The following is a 17,488-nucleotide window of genomic DNA, read 5'->3' as shown; positions in this document are numbered from 1 at the left end:
AGGTAATACAAAGTAAAGCCGTTAGTTTTTACTAGCGGCTTTTTTGTATTTAAAACAGTATTAATGCTAGTTTAATTGTTATCAACTTTAGGGTGTTAACTCATGACCAAACCAATAACAAAAATAGTCGTTTTAGGTGGTGGTACTGCCGGCTGGCTAAGCGCAGGCTTATTAGCTGCCGAACACCCGCACCTTAATGTAACGTTAGTGGAGTCGGCAAACGTGCCTATATTGGGTGTGGGCGAAGGCACATGGCCGTCAATGCGCAACACGCTACAGCGCATTGGCATTAAAGAAAGTGATTTTATAACCCAGTGCGACGCATCATTTAAGCAAGGTTCTAAATTTATAAATTGGCGCAACCTCAGCGAGGGAGAAAACTACTACCACCCTTTTATGAATCCACAAGGCTACGAGCACACTAATTTACACGCCAGCTGGCAACGTATTGCACCTGATCAAAAATTTGCCGACGTTGTTAATATGCAAAGCTTTGTATGCCAAGCAGCACTAGCACCAAAGCAATTACAAACACCCGAATATGCAGCGGTCACCAACTATGGCTATCATTTAGATGCGGGTAAATTTGCTGAGTTTTTAAAAAATCACTGCGTTAAAAACCTAAACGTTACACATATTATTGACGATGTAACCGAGGTTATTAACGACGTACATGGCTATATTGCTTCATTAAAAACAAATAATAATGGCGATATAACAGGTGATTTATTTATAGATTGCTCAGGCTCTTGTGCTCGTTTAATTGGTGAGCATTTTAATAGTGAGTTCATAGCGCAAGATCATATTTTATTTAATAACAGCGCTGTTGCGGCGCAAATACCTAATGCACACATCGATCAGCCAATTGCCTCTGCTACGCTATCTACAGCGCAAAGTAACGGCTGGATTTGGGATATAGCCCTACCAACGCGCCGTGGTACAGGTTATGTATTTAGCAGTAAATATCAAAGTGATGAAAGCGCAACAAATACTCTAAAAAGCTACATAGCTAAAACTACCAGTGAGCAACAAGCTGAGCAACTTAACTACCGCGTATTAAAATTCAGCCCTGGTTACAGGCAAAAATTTTGGATTAAAAACTGTGTTGCCGTGGGTATGTCTGCTGGCTTTTTAGAGCCTCTTGAAGCGTCAGCACTTGCAATGGTTGAGCTTTCAATTAGCATGATAAGCGAGCAACTCCCGCAAAACCGCGCCCACATGAGCCAGCTTGAAACGCGTTTTAATGAGCGTTTTAGCACTCGTTGGCAGCGCGTTATTGAGTTTTTAAAACTTCATTATGTGCTAAGCGAGCGCGACGACACTCCGTATTGGCAAGATATTAGTAATTTAAATACCGCGCCCGAGCGCCTGCAAAACTTACTTAAACTTTGGCAATTTCAGCCCCCTAGCCGCTTTGATTTTATCGAAAACGAAGAAGTGTTTTCATCAAGCAGTTACCAATACGTTTTATATGGCATGGGCTTTGATACACAAACAATCTCTGCACAAAATACATTTAACGACCCACGTGCTGGGGATTACTATTATCAGCAAAATCGCGAAAAAATAGCGCAGTGTTTAAATGGACTGCCAAGTAATCGCGCGCTTTTAAATCATCTTTTATCAAATAATGGGCAGCCACATAATGACTAAAACAAACGCTGTTAAAAACGTAGTAATTGCTGGAGGCGGCACTGCAGGTTGGATGGCCGCAGCGGCACTTGCTAAACTAGTTGGTAACAATATAAACATAACCCTTGTTGAATCTGACGATATTGGCACTGTGGGTGTTGGCGAAGCAACAATTCCGCCTATTCGTACATTTCATAAATTGCTGGGTATAAACGAGCAAGCATTTATGAAAGCCACTCAAGCCAGTTTTAAATTAGGTATTAGCTTTGAAAACTGGGGCGATGAAAACACGCATTATATTCACTCATTTGGCGCAACGGGCAAAGAATGTTGGGCGGGTGAATTTCATCACTTTTGGCTACAAGGCAAAGCTTTAGGAATAAACAACCCATTTGGCGATTACTGCTACGAGCTGCAAGCAGCTAAAGCCGGTAAATTTGCGTTTAATCAGCAAAACCCTATTAACTATGCCTACCATATGGATGCCACGCGTTACGCGCAGTTTTTACGTGAATTTTCAGAGCCATTAGGTGTAAAACGCATTGAAGGTAAAATACAAAAAGTAGTAAAAAACACTACAACGGGCCATATAGAATCATTGATTTTAAATAATGGCGAGCACATTAACGGCGACTTTTTTATTGATTGCACCGGCTTTAGAGGCTTATTAATAGAGCAAGCATTGCATACTGGCTACGAAGACTGGTCGCATTTACTACCGTGTAACAGCGCCATTGCGGTGCAAACAAAATCAACCAGCGAGACCGTATTGCCACTTACCCGCTCTATTGCCCACAAAAGCGGCTGGCAATGGCGTATACCGCTGCAAAACCGTGTAGGCAACGGATTAGTTTATTGCAGCCAATATATGGATGACGAACAAGCCAAAGCGCTACTATTAAATAACATTGAGGGCGAGCCGCTTACAGAGCCCCGTATTATTAAATTTAAAACAGGGCGGCGCTTAAAAGGCTGGAACAAAAACTGCCTAGCGCTTGGCCTTGCTAGCGGTTTTGTAGAGCCACTTGAGTCCACCAGCATTCACTTAATTATGTCGGGTATTATCCGCTTTATGCGTTTATTTCCGTTTAATGGCATTACCAATCACGCCATTGACGAATACAACAAACAACTTAAAAGCGAAATTGAAAATATTCGCGACTTTATTGTGCTGCACTACAAAGTAACTAATCGCGATGACAGTGAGTTTTGGCAACATTGTAGCGCCATGGAAGTGCCAAAAACGCTTCAGCATAAAATTGATCTTTTTAAGCAAACCGGCCGTGTATTTTTAGACGATGGCGACATTTTTAGAGTCGATTCGTGGGTGCAAGTTATGCTTGGTCAGGGTATTGAGCCTAATCAACATCACTTAATAGCCAGCATGATGAGTGATGAAGAACTCACCCGTTTTTTACACGGTATTAAGCAACAAATAGAGCAACGCGTCAGCCAATTACCATCTCATCATGAGTTTTTAAAGCAGTATTGCCCAGCATAAAAAAAGCCCTTATTAGGGCGTGTTGTTCTTTGGTGGTTGAATTTGCAGCAGTATGTTTGGTTTTTAGGCAAGGCAGAGCCTATGTAGTGTGGTTATTCCCCATAAATAGGCGATAACGTAGCATAAATGTCAAACATGCGCTGCCCGTAGGGTTCTGCCTAGGGGCAATTTACTCTTTGTTGCTCGGTTTTTACTTAGCCCACTAGGTTACAAACCTCGCGCCGCGATTAAATTGCCCCTAGATTGAACAAATTTCAATCCACAAAGATCAACACGCCCTTAGGGCTTTGAGACAACACACAATAAACTTAACTTATAAGCACTCTACTACTCACACTTTATTTTTGCTGTTTCAGCGCCTTGTGGTTCAAAGCTAATACCTGCAACTGAAACGCTAAGCTCTCCTGCCGTTTTAATAATAAAAGGGCTGGTTACTCCGGCAAAATCAACACCCTTTTTAGCAAAACACGTTAAATCTATACTCATGGTTTGCCATTTATTTAAATCAGCATTTTTAAGCTCATTGGTAATATCAAGCTCGCCACCACAGCCTTGTTCGCATTTCATTGCAAGGTATGTCTGTGAGCTAGGTATTTGGTTTACTTTATAGCTAAATCTAAGGGCTGAATTTGCTTCAATGTAGGCCACTTTGTCTTCGGTAAAGTTACTATTAATTTCGATATAGCTGGCTGCAGTGCCATCAAAATTAAATTGCATCGCATCTTCTTGAATCGCTTTGTCTTCAGTGCGATAAGTAATGCCGCCGAGCTTTACACTGTTACTTGCTACTTGGTGCTGCTCGCTGTTTGAATTTAAAAACAAACGCCACGGTGTTTTAAAACTGCCATTAAATATAGATAACGGCGCAAGGTTACTAATATCAACACCTGAGTCTTCATTTAGATTATTGCCAAGCGTACTTTCATCTTTATACGTTAAGCCAAAGCCATAGGGTAATAATGGCGAGTAATCAGCATCGCCCTTATTTACTGCGGTTTGAAGTGGCGATTTAGGCCACGAGAAAGACAACTTACCTTTAAAGTCGTATTGTACCTTCCCATTTTCATCCGCTAGTAAAACATCTGCAATGCCTTGCCCTTCAGTGCCAGGAAGCCATGCTGCTACAAATGCATCTGACGCGTTAAGCTCGCTGTTAACCCACATTGGTCTGCCCGTTATAAACACAGAAACAACCGGTATATTTTGCTGCTTTAATGTTATTAATATTTTAAGAGAGCGTTTATTGTTACGTTCAAACTCAAGGTTGTCTTTATCGCCATGCCCCTCTGCGTACGGTTCTTCACCAAATACAACAATGGCTACATCGGGTTTGGTATTAAATTCACCCGTTGGGCTTAAAATAGCGTTACCGCCAGCAGCCTCTATTTGCATTTTTAGCCCCGCATAAATAGAGGTTGCCCCAGGAAAATCAGCATTTTGATTATTAGTTCCCTGCCACGTAATACTCCAACCACCCGATTGCTTGCCTATGTTATCGGCCGCATCGCCTGCTATGAGTATGTTGCTTGATGGGTTAAGCGGTAATAAATGGTTGTTGTTTTTAAGCAGTACTAACGACTCTTGTACCGCTTGGCGGGCAATATCGCGATGTGCTGGCGCACCTATTAGTTTTAATTTACCTGAATATTTTCGATTTGCAGGGCTTGGTTTATCAAATAAACCTGCACGTAATTTAACGCGTAAAATACGTGCCACGGCGTCATCTATTCGCGCCATTTTTATTGTGCCCGCTTTTACTTGTTTAATTGTATTTTCATAAAGTGGTTTCCAAGCACCCGTTGGCACCATAAAAATATCAAGCCCCGCATTAACAGCCTGCGGGCAACTTTCATTTGTACAGCCTGCAACTTGTCCGTGTCCGTTCCAATCTCCTACAACAAAGCCATCAAAACCCATTTTTGTTTTTAATACATCGGTAAGTAAGTATTTATTGCCGTGATTTTTTTTACCATTCCAGCTATTAAACGATGCCATAACCGACTGACTACCTGCGGTTAAGCCACCTATATAACCTTGCGCATGAATGTTATATAACGTCTCTTCGCTATCAATGTTATCGCCTTGATCGTCACCATCTACGGTGCCGCCATCGCCTAAAAAGTGCTTAACAGTACTAATTACGCGTTTGTCACTTAAAAAGTCTTCATCGGCTCTGCCTTGCAATCCGTTTACAATTGCGGCTGAATACTCACGTACAATTGCAGGGTCTTCTGAGTAGCCTTCGTACGTTCGGCCCCATCGGTCATCGCGCACAACCGCAACAGTCGGTGCAAACACCCAGTCTATGCCTGTTGCCATTACCTCTATTGCAGTAGCTGCTGCAATGCGCTCAATTAATGCGGGGTTATTAGCAGCACCTAAACCAATATTGTGCGGAAATAACGTCGCCCCAATCACATTATTATGGCCATGTACGGCATCGGTGCCCCACATGGTCGGAATTTTACTGCCATCAATTGAGTCATCAACCGAGGCTTGGTACATGCTCTCAGCAAGTGTTATCCAATCTGCAGGCGTTGCATGCTTATTAGCATTCGGGAACGAGCCACCGCCATTTAAATACGAACCAAAACCGTATTTGCGCATATCTTCAACACTAATATCGCGAATTTCAGGTTGGATCATCTGCGCTACTTTTTGCTCAAGTGTCATTGTTTTTAAATACTGTGCAATTGTATTTTCAATTTCAGGGGTTTTAACTACCTTACTTTTAAGGGTTGGCCAAAGTGATAAATCACCTTGCTCATGCTCAGTCTTTTTGACTACGGCGCTTTGGCTATTATTTGCGTTAATCTCTTGTTTATTACACCCACTTAAAACGCACAATCCTCCAATTAAAATGGGGATCATGTGTAACCTGTTAGTGTTTAAGCTTTTTTTCATTTTTATAGCCCTGTGTTGTGTCAGTGTGATTTTGTGAGCGCCCATTTGTTATTTAAATTTAACTATTGACCTGTTTAACAATAGCCACTAACCTAAATATGGAAGCGCTTCCTTAAAGTTATTAAATACCATACTTAGTGATTAATCAAATTAAATATGGAAGCGCTTCCAATAATGAATTTAATATACGCTCTATACAAAGCAAACTTTACCAAAAAAGAAGCAGAGGTTTTCTCTTAATGAAACAATTATCTTTACCTAGTGGCTCACCACTTTTAGCCAAAAATTTTACTTATGGTGTAGCTACGGCCTCATTTCAAATTGAAGGTGGCGCAGCTGATCGCCTGCCATGTATTTGGGATACCTTTTGCAGTAAAGAAGGCAAAATAGTCGATAATTCAAATGGCGATGTAGCCTGCGAGCACTACACTCGCTGGAAAGACGATATAAACTTAATTGAATCATTAGGTGTAGACGCTTACAGACTTTCGATTTCGTGGCCGCGCGTAATGACTAAAAGCGGTCACTTAAACCCGACAGGCGTTAAGTTTTATACCGACATTTTAGATGAATTAAAACGTCGTAACATTAAAGCTTTTGTAACGCTGTACCACTGGGATTTACCACAACATATTGAAGACGAAGGCGGTTGGCTAAACCGTAACACCGCTTACGAATTTGCACATTACACAGATTTAATTACCAAAGCATTTGGGGAGCGTGTGCACTCTTACGCTACCTTAAACGAGCCGTTTTGCAGCTCTTACTTAGGTTACGAAATAGGCGTACATGCGCCTGGCATAGTAGGTCGCGAGTTTGGTCGTAAAGCCGCGCACCACTTATTACTAGGTCACGGTTTAGCTATGCAAGTACTTGCTAAAAATAGCCCAAATACGCTAAACGGTATTGTACTTAACTTTACGCCTTGTTACTCCGTTACCCAAAGTGAAGACGATTTAAAAGCCACTGCATTTGCTGATGACTATATAAACCAATGGTACATGCAACCTGTAATGCAAGGTAAATACCCTGATATTATTAAGCAATTACCTAAAGCCCACCGCCCAGATATTTTAGATGGCGACATGGAAATAATTGCTCAACCGCTAGATTACCTAGGGGTTAACTTTTATACCCGCATGCATTATCAAGCAAGCGAAACCGACTTTTACCATGAGCTGCCACATAAAGCGCCAATGACCGATATTGGCTGGGAAATTTACCCTAAAGCGCTGACAGAATTACTTGTATCGTTAAACGAAAAATACACCCTACCGCCTATTTATATTACCGAAAACGGCGCAGCCATGGCTGACGAATTTAAAGACGGTGAAATCAAAGATAACGACCGTATTGAATATTACCACGAGCATTTAAATGCCCTACATAACGCAACTGAGCAAGGCGTAAAAGTACATGGTTACTTTGCGTGGAGCCTAATGGATAACTTTGAATGGGCAGAGGGATATTTAAAGCGCTTTGGAATAGTACACGTAGACTACAACACACAAAAACGAACTGTTAAAGCCAGCGGTAAAGCGTACAGTAACCTAATAACTAGCCGATAATTTATCGGCTTATAACAATAAGAACACACACTGTGAACAAACTCCCTTTATACGAAAAAGTCGGTTACGCCATGGGCGATGCCGGCGCTAACTTAGTATGGCGCGGCGCGCTTGCTTATTTAGCGGTGTTTTACACCGATACATTTGGCATATCGGCAGCCGCCGCTGCCATGTTGTTTTTGGTGGTAAGGCTATCTGATGGCGTAACCGATATTATTATGGGTATGATTGCCGATAGAACGCAGTCGCGCTTTGGTAAATTTCGCCCATGGATACTCTACTCGGCACCATTTTTGGGCTTGTTTATGGTGTTGTGTTTTACTACACCCGACTTTAGCACCACCAACAAACTTATTTATGCCTACGTAACTTATATAGGTTTAACGCTTGCTTACACCGTAAGTAACGTGCCCTACTCGGCACTTATGGGCGTAATGACACCAGACGATACAGAGCGCACAAAGCTCTCTGGTTTTAGGTTTGCAGGTGCGTTTACGGGTGGCTTATTGGTTATGGGTTTTTTACCTGAGCTAGTAGCTTTTTTTGGTGGCGGCGACGATGCCAAAGGCTATCAGCTTACTATGTACCTATTTGCCAGCTTACTTATTATTTTAATGATTATAACGTTTGCGACCACCAAAGAGCGTGTAACACCGCACGCCTCAAATGAAGGCAATTTAAAATCAGAGTTGTTTGATTTAACCAAAAGCCTGCCATTTATAATCCTACCTTTGCTTGCTACCACCCTGTTTTTTTATTACCGCGATTTATACAGCGGCGTATTTTTTGCCCTTGTTATGACTGCAATGACATTCGTTATTAAAAAATTGCTCAATAAAGATAAACAAAGCTTAACGGGATCACAGCGCGACATGGTTGATCTTCTGACCAACAAACCTTGGTTAGTATTACTCGGCATTGGTTTTTTAACCATGATGTTTAATGGCATAAAATACGGTGTAATTGCGTACTACTTTAAGTACCACGTAGCCAATGAACTCATGGCTGGGCAATACTTTATTGCTTTATTGGTTGTATCTATATTAGGCGCACTTGCCACAGGTAAACTGGCCGAAATTATGGGTAAACGAAACCTATTTATTGCATCATTAATGCTAAGCGGCATACTCACTACTGCATTTTACTGGGTACCTAGTGATAACCTGGTTGCTGTATTTACCTTTGGTTGCGCTGCTGAATTTTTTGCCGCGATGATGCCAACATTATTTTTTAGTATGCTTGGTGATTCAGCCGATTATTCAGAGTGGAAAAACAAACGTCGCGCTACAGGCCTTATTTATTCTGCGGGTACATTTGTACAAAAAACCGGTGGTGGTTTTGCAGGTGCATTAGTATTAGTGGTACTTGCAGGCTACGGCTATAACGGTATGGATGAGCTAACAATTACACAAGCCTTACCTGGTATGCAGCTACTTATGAGCTGGATACCTGCCGCATTTGCTTTTTTAGGCGCCGCATTGATGCTTATTTATCCGCTTACCTCAGCGATGACGCAAAAAATAACAGAAGACTTAGCAATTAGACGCAGTAATGTGTAAATTAACTTTTAATGACCCTTCGCACTTTATATTTTTTATAAAGTGCGAGTAAAAATACATATAAGCTAGGACATCAATGGCGACAATTTATCAAGTATCAGAAATGGCAGGTGTGTCTTTATCAACTGTTTCAAGGGTACTTAACGACAACGACTACGTAAGCAAAAAAACTAAAAAAAAGGTATTAGAAGCAATGAAAGAGCTAGGCTATCAGCCAAGTTCTATTGCTCGCTCTTTGGCGTCAAGCACTACAAACAGCGTCGGTATTTTAGTTTCTGAGTTGGATGGTCCGTTTTTTGGTCAAATGATGTCAGCCATTGAAGAGCACCTTCGTATTGCGGGTAAACACGTTATTATTACCCCTGGGCACAGTGACGAGAAAAAAGAAAAAAGCGGCTTTGAATTTTTAATAGGCCGTAATTGCGACGCTATTATTGCCCACGTAGAAGCGGTATCAAACGAGTACCTAATTGAGTTAAGTAAAGGCAAAACCCCTATTTACTTAATGAGCCGCTACGTTAAAGAAATTGAAGAAAACTGCATTAGCCTCGATAACGTAATGGGCGGCTACTTAGCCACTAAAGCCATGATCAACAAAGGTCATAAAAACATTGCTTACATAGCAGGCCCGCAGTTTAAAGAAGACGCGTCAAATCGTTTAAAAGGTCACAAACAAGCCCTAGCAGAGTACAACCTAACCTTTGACGAAAACTTATTTTACATAGGCGACTTTAAAGAAACCGGCGGCAGCGACGGCTTAAGGCATTTTATTCAAAATAAAGCGCAAATAACCGCCCTTGTATGTGCCAATGACGAAATGGCATCGGGTGCTATGAAATACGCCCGCGAACACGGTTTTAACCTACCAAAAGATTTAGCCATTATTGGGTTCGATAACGTAATTTTTACCAATTACCTCTACCCAACACTGACTACTATAGATAACCCAGTTCCCGAAATGGGCCGAGCTGCGGCTAACTTAGTACTTAAAGACATTTATAAAAAAAGCGGCATAACAGTAAAGCACGTGTTTCAGCCAAAGCTTATTTTAAGAGACTCAACACCGGATATTAATTAACTTTAAACCGAATTTAAATCTAGTTTAAATCTAAGTTATGTAATTCATTACGCACCCACTGCGTATTTAAATATTGCTCTACGTGCTGCTGCGAAAACTTTAAAAAGTGACGTGCAGCATGCGAGATGCGCCTATCTGCTTGCATTACAAAAAACTCTATTCAGACATAAATGCTCACAAATATAAAACAATATCTACATGAAAAAACTACAATAAAAAGCATAATAGATCCGATAATTTACCAAAGTGATCGTTTTAAAGTTTATTTATATTGTTTAATAAAAAATCACTTTACTTATTTTTAATTTGGCTCTAAATTCGCGCAAATTTTATTATTAAAGTAACCTCTAAAACTCTAAAACAGTGGTTATTTACCTTGATGAGTCGATAAACACACATGGCCGAATCAGCCGCCACAAGCACCTCTAACAACCCTTTAGCACCCGTTATCGGGCTGTCATTTTTTGCTATTGCATCAGGCTTTTTAATGAGCCTTATTCCGCTGTCGTTACCTGCATTTAAACTTGATGAAAACCTAGCGCCTTGGCTTGCGAGCATTTTTTACTTTGGCTTACTTATTGGCGCCACCACAATAGAGCGCATTGTGGTAAAAATGGGTCATCGCTTCGCCTTTATATTATTTTTAAGCTTATTAATAGTAAGCGTGCTTGCACAACTTGCGCTACCAAATACCGTTAACTGGTTAATTGCACGATTTGTAGCAGGTGTTGCTGTTGCCGGTGTGTTTGTCGTTGTTGAGTCTTGGTTGTTAATGACCAACACAGCAAAGTCGCGTGCTAAACGTTTGGGTTTATACATGACCTCACTTTATGGGGGCAGCGCGGTTGGTCAACTTGCTATAGGGCCGCTTGGCACCGAAGGTTCAACGCCTTATTTATTTGTAGCCTCGTTATTATTTTTAGCTATTTTGGCCCCTTTATTAATAACTAAAGGTCAGCCCGAAAAACAGCACCTTGAAAAACTACCACTAAAAGAAATAAAAACATTAAGCCACCCAGCTATGCTCGGATGCTTAGCATCGGGCTTATTACTGGGCCCTATTTACGGCTTAATGCCGGTGTATATTTCAGCACAAGCTGATCAAGCTCAGTACACAGGAATACTTATGGCGGTTATTATTTTAGGCGGCATGGTCGTGCAGCCGCTTGTGAGTTACTTATCTACTCGGCTTGAAAAAAGCTTATTGATGGGTATGTTTTGTTTAGTAGGCGCAGCCGGTGCTGTGGGTATACTACAAGCAAACACTTTAGCAGGATTAATAGTAAGCTACTTAATACTAGGCGCATGCAGCTTTGCACTTTACCCGATTGCTATAACACTTGCGTGCGACTCCCTGCCAATGGCAAAAATAGTATCTGCAACTGAGGTAATGCTTTTGAGTTACAGTATTGGTTCGGTATTTGGCCCTATGCTTGCTGCAAATTTATCTGATGCACCCAACGGTATTGTGTTTTATTTAGCAGGCTGTTTAATCACTACCTGTATTTATATGTTTATTAAAAGCATTAAAAATATACGCGCGGGTAAAACCCCAGTTGCAGGCTAATTTTTAGCTTAAATACACACTTGTTCATTAACGGATTTTAGCTGTTAAACATCTTGATTTAACAGCTAAAACTATTATTTAGCAGTGAGTTTTTTATGTGGGCTCAAAAAAAACATCTTTTTCCACCCTTGGTTTTGCGTTGTAAAAAGCCACGGCATAGGCACTAACGATAAAATAGAATAATGCACATGAGGCTGTTTTCCTGCGGCATTTCCGGTATCGCCCAGTAAGCCAATTTGACTGTTTATACTTACTACATCACCTGTACTTACCGAGTAGTCATTTAAATGTGCAAAATAATGCACGCGCCATTTAGGCCCAAGCACCGCAACCACCTTACCACCACGGGTTAACTCACCTGCAAATATAACAATACCGCTTGTTGAGGCAACTACAGGAGTGTTCTTTATGCCAAAAATATCAATTCCTTTGTGCACACCCGACCTACCCCAAGGCTCGTACCAAAACGTGTTATGGTTCCAATCTTTACTTGTGGCACCTTGTACCGGAATCATTATTTTTTCGGGAATTAGTAAGCCTATAATTAGTAAAGTAGCTATTACAATTGCAATCCACTTAAGTACTTTCACTTTTTCTATCCTTGATATTTAAATAACTTATACTGGTAAATTATTAGCCATAATAACTGAACTCATCATGAGTCGTATTTATGGTTTTATTTATGAAGTTTTATTTGAATGAAATACCCGACTAACATGTACTAAGCTGATCAATTTCAAAACAGGTCTTATAAGCAATTGAGCACTGCCCGCTATAAACAGCCATGTGCCACTTTCTATTAGTGAGTCATTTAAAAAGAAAAAACTGCCAATTAAAAACCAAACAGCAATCAAAAAATCGTTAAACGCTCCCAGCGCTTCATATCGCCGCTGAATGGTAATATGCTCTTGTCCTAAATCTAAAATAAACTGATTACTGGGGTCCATAAGTACTGCTCACTCTTTTATTTCATAATTTAAAAAGCTTGTTTTCACAAGCTAAGCCGCACCATACAATAACAAAATTTACGCAATAAAAAACGCTGGCCAATGCGAATCAGCCAACGTTTTTATTGTTTGTGCAATACTTAACTAATCGTTTATTTTTTCTCTTTTTCTAAACGCTTTTTAAGGCTTAATGCAGCATCGGCGGCTAATAAACGCATAAATTCAGAGCCATTACTTTGATCGCCTTGGCCTGCGCCTATTACAATTTCAGGCACTAAACGGCTATTACCTAGGCTTGTAAATAAAGCGGTTTGAATTTTAACTTCTGCTTTTAGCGTTTCATCAAATACATACTTTGGATCAAGTGCAGCAGACTTAGCTCTTAAACGAGCCTCAGCTAAAACGTCCATACCTAATGCTTCTAAACGTTGTTGCTTTAAAATCTCTTCTTGTTCTTTTGCAAGCTCCGCTTTTACAGCCACTCGTTGCTGTGCAGAAATAATGGCATTTGCCTTAATTCGTTCAGCATCAATTTGCTCTTTTATTTTTAGCTTTTCAGATTCAGCACGTTGCTTAGCAATTGCTTGTTCACCTAAAGCCACTTCGGTACGCGCTTGTTGCTCTGCTTTTTTAAGGTTTTGACGCGCTAGCGCTTCATCAGCAGCAGCCTGCTTTTGAGCTTCAAGGCGAGCATTTACTTTGCTTTCGTAGTCAATATCAATAATGCTGGCATCAACTACTGTAATACCGTAAGCGCCTAAAATAGGTGCGTTACGCAGTGTATTACCCTCATCATCCATTTTAATATTAATAGTGACACGTTGCTGTTTACTTAAATTACCTAAGTCGTCAGATTTATCGCGCTCACCCGTACTAATAATTTGTTCAGTAACAAAAATACCGTTGGTTAATTGATCAGCAAAATCTTGGCTTAATTGACCATTACCACCAGAGTAATGTTGCTCTACCGACATCATTCGCGCCGACGCTTTTACATTTTCGGTGGTTGCACGCATTAATAAATTAGATATTAATGTTTCTTGTGAACCAAACTCTTCGTGTATTTTAAGTAAACCACGTAGAGCACCCGACTCTGCTGCAGGTACATTGCCTGGCAATCTAAAACGAGAAACACCTCGTGCGCCACCTGTTGTGGTATCTAAAAATCGAATCGGAATTAACGGCACAATTGCGCTTGCTGTTGCACCAGCATCGCCCGTAAAGTTAATCGAAATTACTTTTTTATAAGCGGATGTACTACCAAATGCTTTTAAGTAAGGGCCTGCTTGATTTATTACGGTTAAGTTACCTGTAAAAGCCGATTGATGTACTAAACGCTCATCTGCTTCATTCCACGAAACAACTTGCGATGTAAGGGTTGCTATCACGACCAATACAACAACAATTGATGACACTATAATTACATTACGACGACCAAATCGACTCATAAATGAGTCACTTTTTACTGCTGGGACTGCTTTTTCGCTATCCATTTTTATTACTCTCCATGTTTAATTTCTTTTTAACAAAGTAAATAATTTCCTGTTCACTCAAATGTGCGCAAAAGCTACCAGAGCGATGTAACTCAACAAATGTTGCAAGGATTTCTTCTTTACCTTTAGCTGTTTTATCTTGGTTTTCTTGTGTTTGATTTTTTTCTGTTAGTTGAGTGATTAGTTCATCAACTATCGTGTCTTTATCAAACAGTACGTTGTATTCCTTGGATTTTCTTACCCGACTTTTATGTACGTTGCTGTAAATTACATAAAGTGCAACGCATAAAATAATAACAAGTAAACTTAACCCTATAATATAAAAAATCATAAGCTCTACTTAAATTAGTTTAAATACTTAATGAGCAATAACAATTGTAAGTATCGCTTAACAAATGTTAACCCAGTAATTTTACAGTAAACCCGAGTAAAAAACAGATTAAAAATAAAGTTCATCAGGTATACAGTTATAACCGCACATAAAAGTAAGCTTTTTCAAACAAAAAAATGCCAGTCAGTTATTAACTGACTGGCACTAAGCTAATATTTATTAAAGTGCTTTTTAAATTATTCGCATTGCACCCAGTCAACACCATTTTCACCGCACTCATGCAGCATTGTTCCATCTTCTCGGCGGGTATCTCTAAACCATTTCCCTTCAATTGTTTTAATAATACGTACGTTGTCTGTGGTTTTGTATTTACGCCAAAAGCTAGCATCAATAGATGTTTCGTCATCAAACTTATAGGGCATAACAGCGAGTACGGTCACTAAATCTTGAGTTTCTAAATCAGCAGCTTTGTCTTTAACATTTACCCAATTAAATAATGTTTGAAAGTCGGCATTTTCATCTCTAAAGGCAAAGTCAGTTTGGTAAAACGATCCTGACTCAGTATAGCTAATGCTAAAACCTCGCTCGAACGGTGTATCTAAATTAGCACTAACGCATTCATCAGCTGTAGAAAAGTTAACCGATGGGCTTGTATTATAAACGCCATAAAGCACATTGCTTTGCTCAAAACTAACGTTCTCAATGCTAGAGCATCGGTAAGTACGATCGGCGTTAATGTAAACATTGTCTCTAACTGTTAATTTTCCATTTAACGATTCTTCGCCCCAAGGTGTATCTGTTGAATCCAATCGAGATAAAATAACGTCAATTTTGTCGAGTTCGTCTGTATTTTGAAGCTTTACTTGCTCATAAATAAGTTCAGCGCCTGCAAAAATAACTTTATCGCGGTACCATGCATTTTCAAATCCATACTCTGCATCTTTTGCTGTGTCTTGGTAAATCACTGCTCTTACTTCTTCTGCATCAGGATACTGAGCATCTAGCTCTTGCTTGAATTTATAGGCCGCTTTTAGTCCCTTAACAATTGCTTGTGCTCTGTCGTAAGCGTCGCTGTCGTTAGTAGCGATAAAATCTGAGTAAATTTGCTCTGTCGACAAATTATAATGCGCAACCAAGTTTTGCATAACATTTGTTATTTCGCTTTGAAGGTTTGCAAGTAGTTCAGTATTTTCTTTAAGTGCATCACAACTTAAATTATTGTTACCACTTTTTTGTAATTGAAGGCTCAACTGCTCCCAAATAACGGTTGTTAAAGGTGATATATTTCGAATATCTTCATCAGTCAAAGCCTCAATTGAGGGTGGAAATGACATTTGATACGCTTGTGTTACCTCTCCTAAGTCCTCGTCAATTGCGCCAACCGGTACATCAACGTACATAGTTGAATACGGCACACACAGCGCCTGCTCTTCTGTAAAATTAAAACTATAATTACCCGATTCTTCAGAGACTACAGAAGGTTCTGATTGCTCATCAAAAATACCATCGCCATCAATATCCAGCCATACTATTGCACCAGATACATAACCATCTATGACCTTTCCAGTAAGAGAGATAGTGTTAACTTCTACGGGATCTACTTTTACGGGATCTGGCTTAGCTACAACTGGCTCTACAACGGCCGCTTTATCACCGCCACCACATCCAACAAGGCCTAGCGTAAACGCTAATGAAATAGCTAACTGACTTTTTTTAAAAAACATACAAAGACTTCTTTTTTGCACTTTAATTATTATTAAAAATCATATTGTTATAAATTAAATAAGTTACTTTAATACAAAATAAGTAATGCCAATCTGCTTATCTATGGGTTCTAGTTAACGTTAAGAAATTATGCTAGAACGAGGCAAAAATTTTTGTATCTAGTTGTTTTAAATAAAATTTTAACGACGTTATAGTGCAATTTAATTTGTTAAATTACTCAAAGATTTATGTAGGTTGGTATAAATTTAAACAACAGAAATTTATTGAATTTTTATGGGGGGATGGCAACAAGTTAACATGCCCTGTACCTATATAGTGACACAGCATGTTATATTTAGCTCTTACATTTGTTAATTAAATAAACATACTATTCACTTTTATTCACTAATATAAGCTATATGTACCAAGTTTAAAGGGGGTTGGTGGTAGAGAGTTTTTTGTAAGCAAATGTGTTTTTAATACAAATACAAAAACCCCACGTTAAACTTTACCTAACGTGGGGTTTTGCTACTCGCAAATTTTACAGCTAATTCAAGCTATAAAGTTAATCTCAAAGAGATAACTCTTTTTTAGCGCGAGTTAAGTTATGCGTTACAAGTGAGTTTTTAGAAATTTGAACTGCTTCATATAAATCAGAAATACCAGCAGTGTCTTTTTGAGCCTTAATACGTGCTACACCACGGTTACTTAATGCAAACGATGTAAGTTCACGTACTTTTAAACGCGGACCATGGCTTTGCTTAAGCAATGCAATAGCTTGTGTACAAATAGCTTCTGCTTCTTCGTAGTTTCTTGCTTCAACATTTATAGCACAGCTATTAAATGATTTTTCAAATGCGGGTGCTGCAGTTACAGAGTCTTCAATAACCATTAATTTATAATCACCTTGATTAGCCATTGCAGCAGCTGAGCAAGTTAATAATGAGCCAAGAGCGATGGTTTTTAAAAGTGTAAATTTCATGATTATATTCCTAATTAGTTAAGTCGTACTTGTTGCCGACGACTAAACTTTAGAGAATTAACACAAAACCGACAAACGATAAAAACAAACCTAATAAGTGAATAAATCTAACCTATAGACTTTAGTCTAATATTTGGTTTTAAATTTACCTAAATTACAAAAATTGAGTTCTTCTAATATACTAAAAAAGCCCTTAGTTTGGTTGCACTAAGGGCTCAGGAA

Annotated in this window: 13 protein-coding genes and 1 pseudogene; 6 read left to right on the top strand and 8 right to left on the bottom strand. The window is 39.5% G+C overall.

The genetic code is table 11. The features are described from left to right. Positions 1-102: 102 nt before the first annotated feature. Together QT16_RS09340 and QT16_RS09335 are read left to right on the top strand one after the other, a co-directional pair. The gene (locus QT16_RS09340) at positions 103-1,653 is read left to right on the top strand and encodes a tryptophan halogenase family protein (RefSeq protein ID WP_039488180.1); all 1,551 of its coding nucleotides are present in this window, start codon (positions 103-105) and stop codon (positions 1,651-1,653) included. Further along, on the top strand, positions 1,646-3,133 hold the full coding sequence (locus QT16_RS09335) for a tryptophan halogenase family protein (RefSeq protein WP_039488178.1): 1,488 nt from the start codon (positions 1,646-1,648) through the stop codon (positions 3,131-3,133). Before QT16_RS09340 ends, QT16_RS09335 begins: the two co-directional genes overlap by 8 nt. Before the next feature lie 327 nt (positions 3,134-3,460). Here the strand turns inward: QT16_RS09335 and QT16_RS09330 are convergent, their stop codons facing one another. Continuing rightward, positions 3,461-6,037, bottom strand: a complete 2,577-nt coding sequence (locus QT16_RS09330) for a glycoside hydrolase family 3 protein (protein ID WP_039488177.1) — start codon at positions 6,035-6,037, stop codon at positions 3,461-3,463. 239 nt (positions 6,038-6,276) lie between these two features. Here QT16_RS09330 and QT16_RS09325 point away from each other — a divergent pair, with 239 nt between their 5' ends. The 3 genes from QT16_RS09325 (at position 6,277) to QT16_RS09315 (ending at position 10,242) form a co-directional block, all read left to right on the top strand. Next, positions 6,277-7,605 (top strand): GH1 family beta-glucosidase, encoded by a 1,329-nt coding sequence (locus QT16_RS09325; RefSeq protein ID WP_039488175.1) that lies wholly within the window; start codon positions 6,277-6,279, stop codon positions 7,603-7,605. Positions 7,606-7,637: 32 nt separating this feature from the next. After that, a complete protein-coding gene (locus tag QT16_RS09320; protein ID WP_039488174.1) occupies positions 7,638-9,164 on the top strand; it encodes an MFS transporter in 1,527 nt (508 codons plus the stop codon). 76 nt (positions 9,165-9,240) lie between these two features. Then, on the top strand, positions 9,241-10,242 hold the full coding sequence (locus QT16_RS09315) for a LacI family DNA-binding transcriptional regulator (protein WP_007583313.1): 1,002 nt from the start codon (positions 9,241-9,243) through the stop codon (positions 10,240-10,242). A gap of 19 nt (positions 10,243-10,261) precedes the next feature. Here QT16_RS09315 and QT16_RS20770 read toward each other — a convergent pair. Next, positions 10,262-10,396 (bottom strand): annotated as a pseudogene (locus QT16_RS20770) (LysR family transcriptional regulator); the annotation flags it as partial. Positions 10,397-10,639: 243 nt separating this feature from the next. Here QT16_RS20770 and QT16_RS09310 point away from each other — a divergent pair. Further along, positions 10,640-11,809: an MFS transporter gene (locus tag QT16_RS09310; protein WP_039488172.1), complete on the top strand. Its 1,170-nt coding sequence runs from the start codon at positions 10,640-10,642 to the stop codon at positions 11,807-11,809. Between the two features lie 74 nt (positions 11,810-11,883). Here QT16_RS09310 and QT16_RS09305 read toward each other — a convergent pair whose 3' ends face one another. The 6 genes from QT16_RS09305 to QT16_RS09280 form a co-directional block, all read right to left on the bottom strand. Continuing rightward, positions 11,884-12,399 (bottom strand): M23 family metallopeptidase, encoded by a 516-nt coding sequence (locus QT16_RS09305; RefSeq protein WP_039488171.1) that lies wholly within the window; start codon positions 12,397-12,399, stop codon positions 11,884-11,886. 90 nt (positions 12,400-12,489) lie between these two features. Next, on the bottom strand, positions 12,490-12,756 hold the full coding sequence (locus tag QT16_RS09300; RefSeq protein ID WP_039488169.1) for a YrhK family protein: 267 nt from the start codon (positions 12,754-12,756) through the stop codon (positions 12,490-12,492). A 152-nt stretch (positions 12,757-12,908) separates the two neighbouring features. Beyond that, positions 12,909-14,249 carry an SPFH domain-containing protein gene (locus tag QT16_RS09295; protein WP_039488168.1) on the bottom strand — a complete coding sequence of 447 codons (1,341 nt, stop codon included), beginning with the start codon at positions 14,247-14,249 and terminating at the stop codon, positions 12,909-12,911. After that, complete coding sequence (locus QT16_RS09290) at positions 14,242-14,580, bottom strand: hypothetical protein (protein ID WP_024595217.1); 339 nt, start codon at positions 14,578-14,580, stop codon at positions 14,242-14,244. Before QT16_RS09290 ends, QT16_RS09295 begins: the two co-directional genes overlap by 8 nt. A 236-nt stretch (positions 14,581-14,816) precedes the next feature. Continuing rightward, positions 14,817-16,304 (bottom strand): hypothetical protein, encoded by a 1,488-nt coding sequence (locus QT16_RS09285; protein WP_039488166.1) that lies wholly within the window; start codon positions 16,302-16,304, stop codon positions 14,817-14,819. 551 nt (positions 16,305-16,855) lie between these two features. Then, entirely contained in the window at positions 16,856-17,266 is a 411-nt protein-coding gene (locus tag QT16_RS09280; protein ID WP_039488165.1) for a hypothetical protein, read from the bottom strand. Between the last annotated feature and the right edge of the window lie 222 nt (positions 17,267-17,488).

Origin of the sequence: Pseudoalteromonas distincta (assembly GCF_000814675.1) — a bacterium.
Taxonomy (GTDB): Bacteria; Pseudomonadota; Gammaproteobacteria; order Enterobacterales; family Alteromonadaceae; genus Pseudoalteromonas; species Pseudoalteromonas distincta.
The sequence above is the reverse complement of the archived record's forward strand: the minus strand, read 5'-3'. Positions and strand labels throughout refer to the sequence as shown.

Excerpts from the sequence above, each read along its gene's own strand:
- QT16_RS09285 (WP_039488166.1), bottom strand. The coding sequence starts at position 16,304 with ATGTTTTTTAAAAAAAGTCAGTTAGCTATTTCATTAGCGTTTACGCTA.
- QT16_RS09310 (WP_039488172.1), top strand. The coding sequence starts at position 10,640 with ATGGCCGAATCAGCCGCCACAAGCACCTCTAACAACCCTTTAGCACCC.
- QT16_RS09280 (WP_039488165.1), bottom strand. The coding sequence starts at position 17,266 with ATGAAATTTACACTTTTAAAAACCATCGCTCTTGGCTCATTATTAACT.
- QT16_RS09315 (WP_007583313.1), top strand. The coding sequence starts at position 9,241 with ATGGCGACAATTTATCAAGTATCAGAAATGGCAGGTGTGTCTTTATCA.
- QT16_RS09290 (WP_024595217.1), bottom strand. The coding sequence starts at position 14,580 with ATGATTTTTTATATTATAGGGTTAAGTTTACTTGTTATTATTTTATGC.
- QT16_RS09325 (WP_039488175.1), top strand. The coding sequence starts at position 6,277 with ATGAAACAATTATCTTTACCTAGTGGCTCACCACTTTTAGCCAAAAAT.
- QT16_RS09335 (WP_039488178.1), top strand. The coding sequence starts at position 1,646 with ATGACTAAAACAAACGCTGTTAAAAACGTAGTAATTGCTGGAGGCGGC.
- QT16_RS09340 (WP_039488180.1), top strand. The coding sequence starts at position 103 with ATGACCAAACCAATAACAAAAATAGTCGTTTTAGGTGGTGGTACTGCC.
- QT16_RS09295 (WP_039488168.1), bottom strand. The coding sequence starts at position 14,249 with ATGGATAGCGAAAAAGCAGTCCCAGCAGTAAAAAGTGACTCATTTATG.
- QT16_RS09300 (WP_039488169.1), bottom strand. The coding sequence starts at position 12,756 with ATGGACCCCAGTAATCAGTTTATTTTAGATTTAGGACAAGAGCATATT.
- QT16_RS09330 (WP_039488177.1), bottom strand. The coding sequence starts at position 6,037 with ATGAAAAAAAGCTTAAACACTAACAGGTTACACATGATCCCCATTTTA.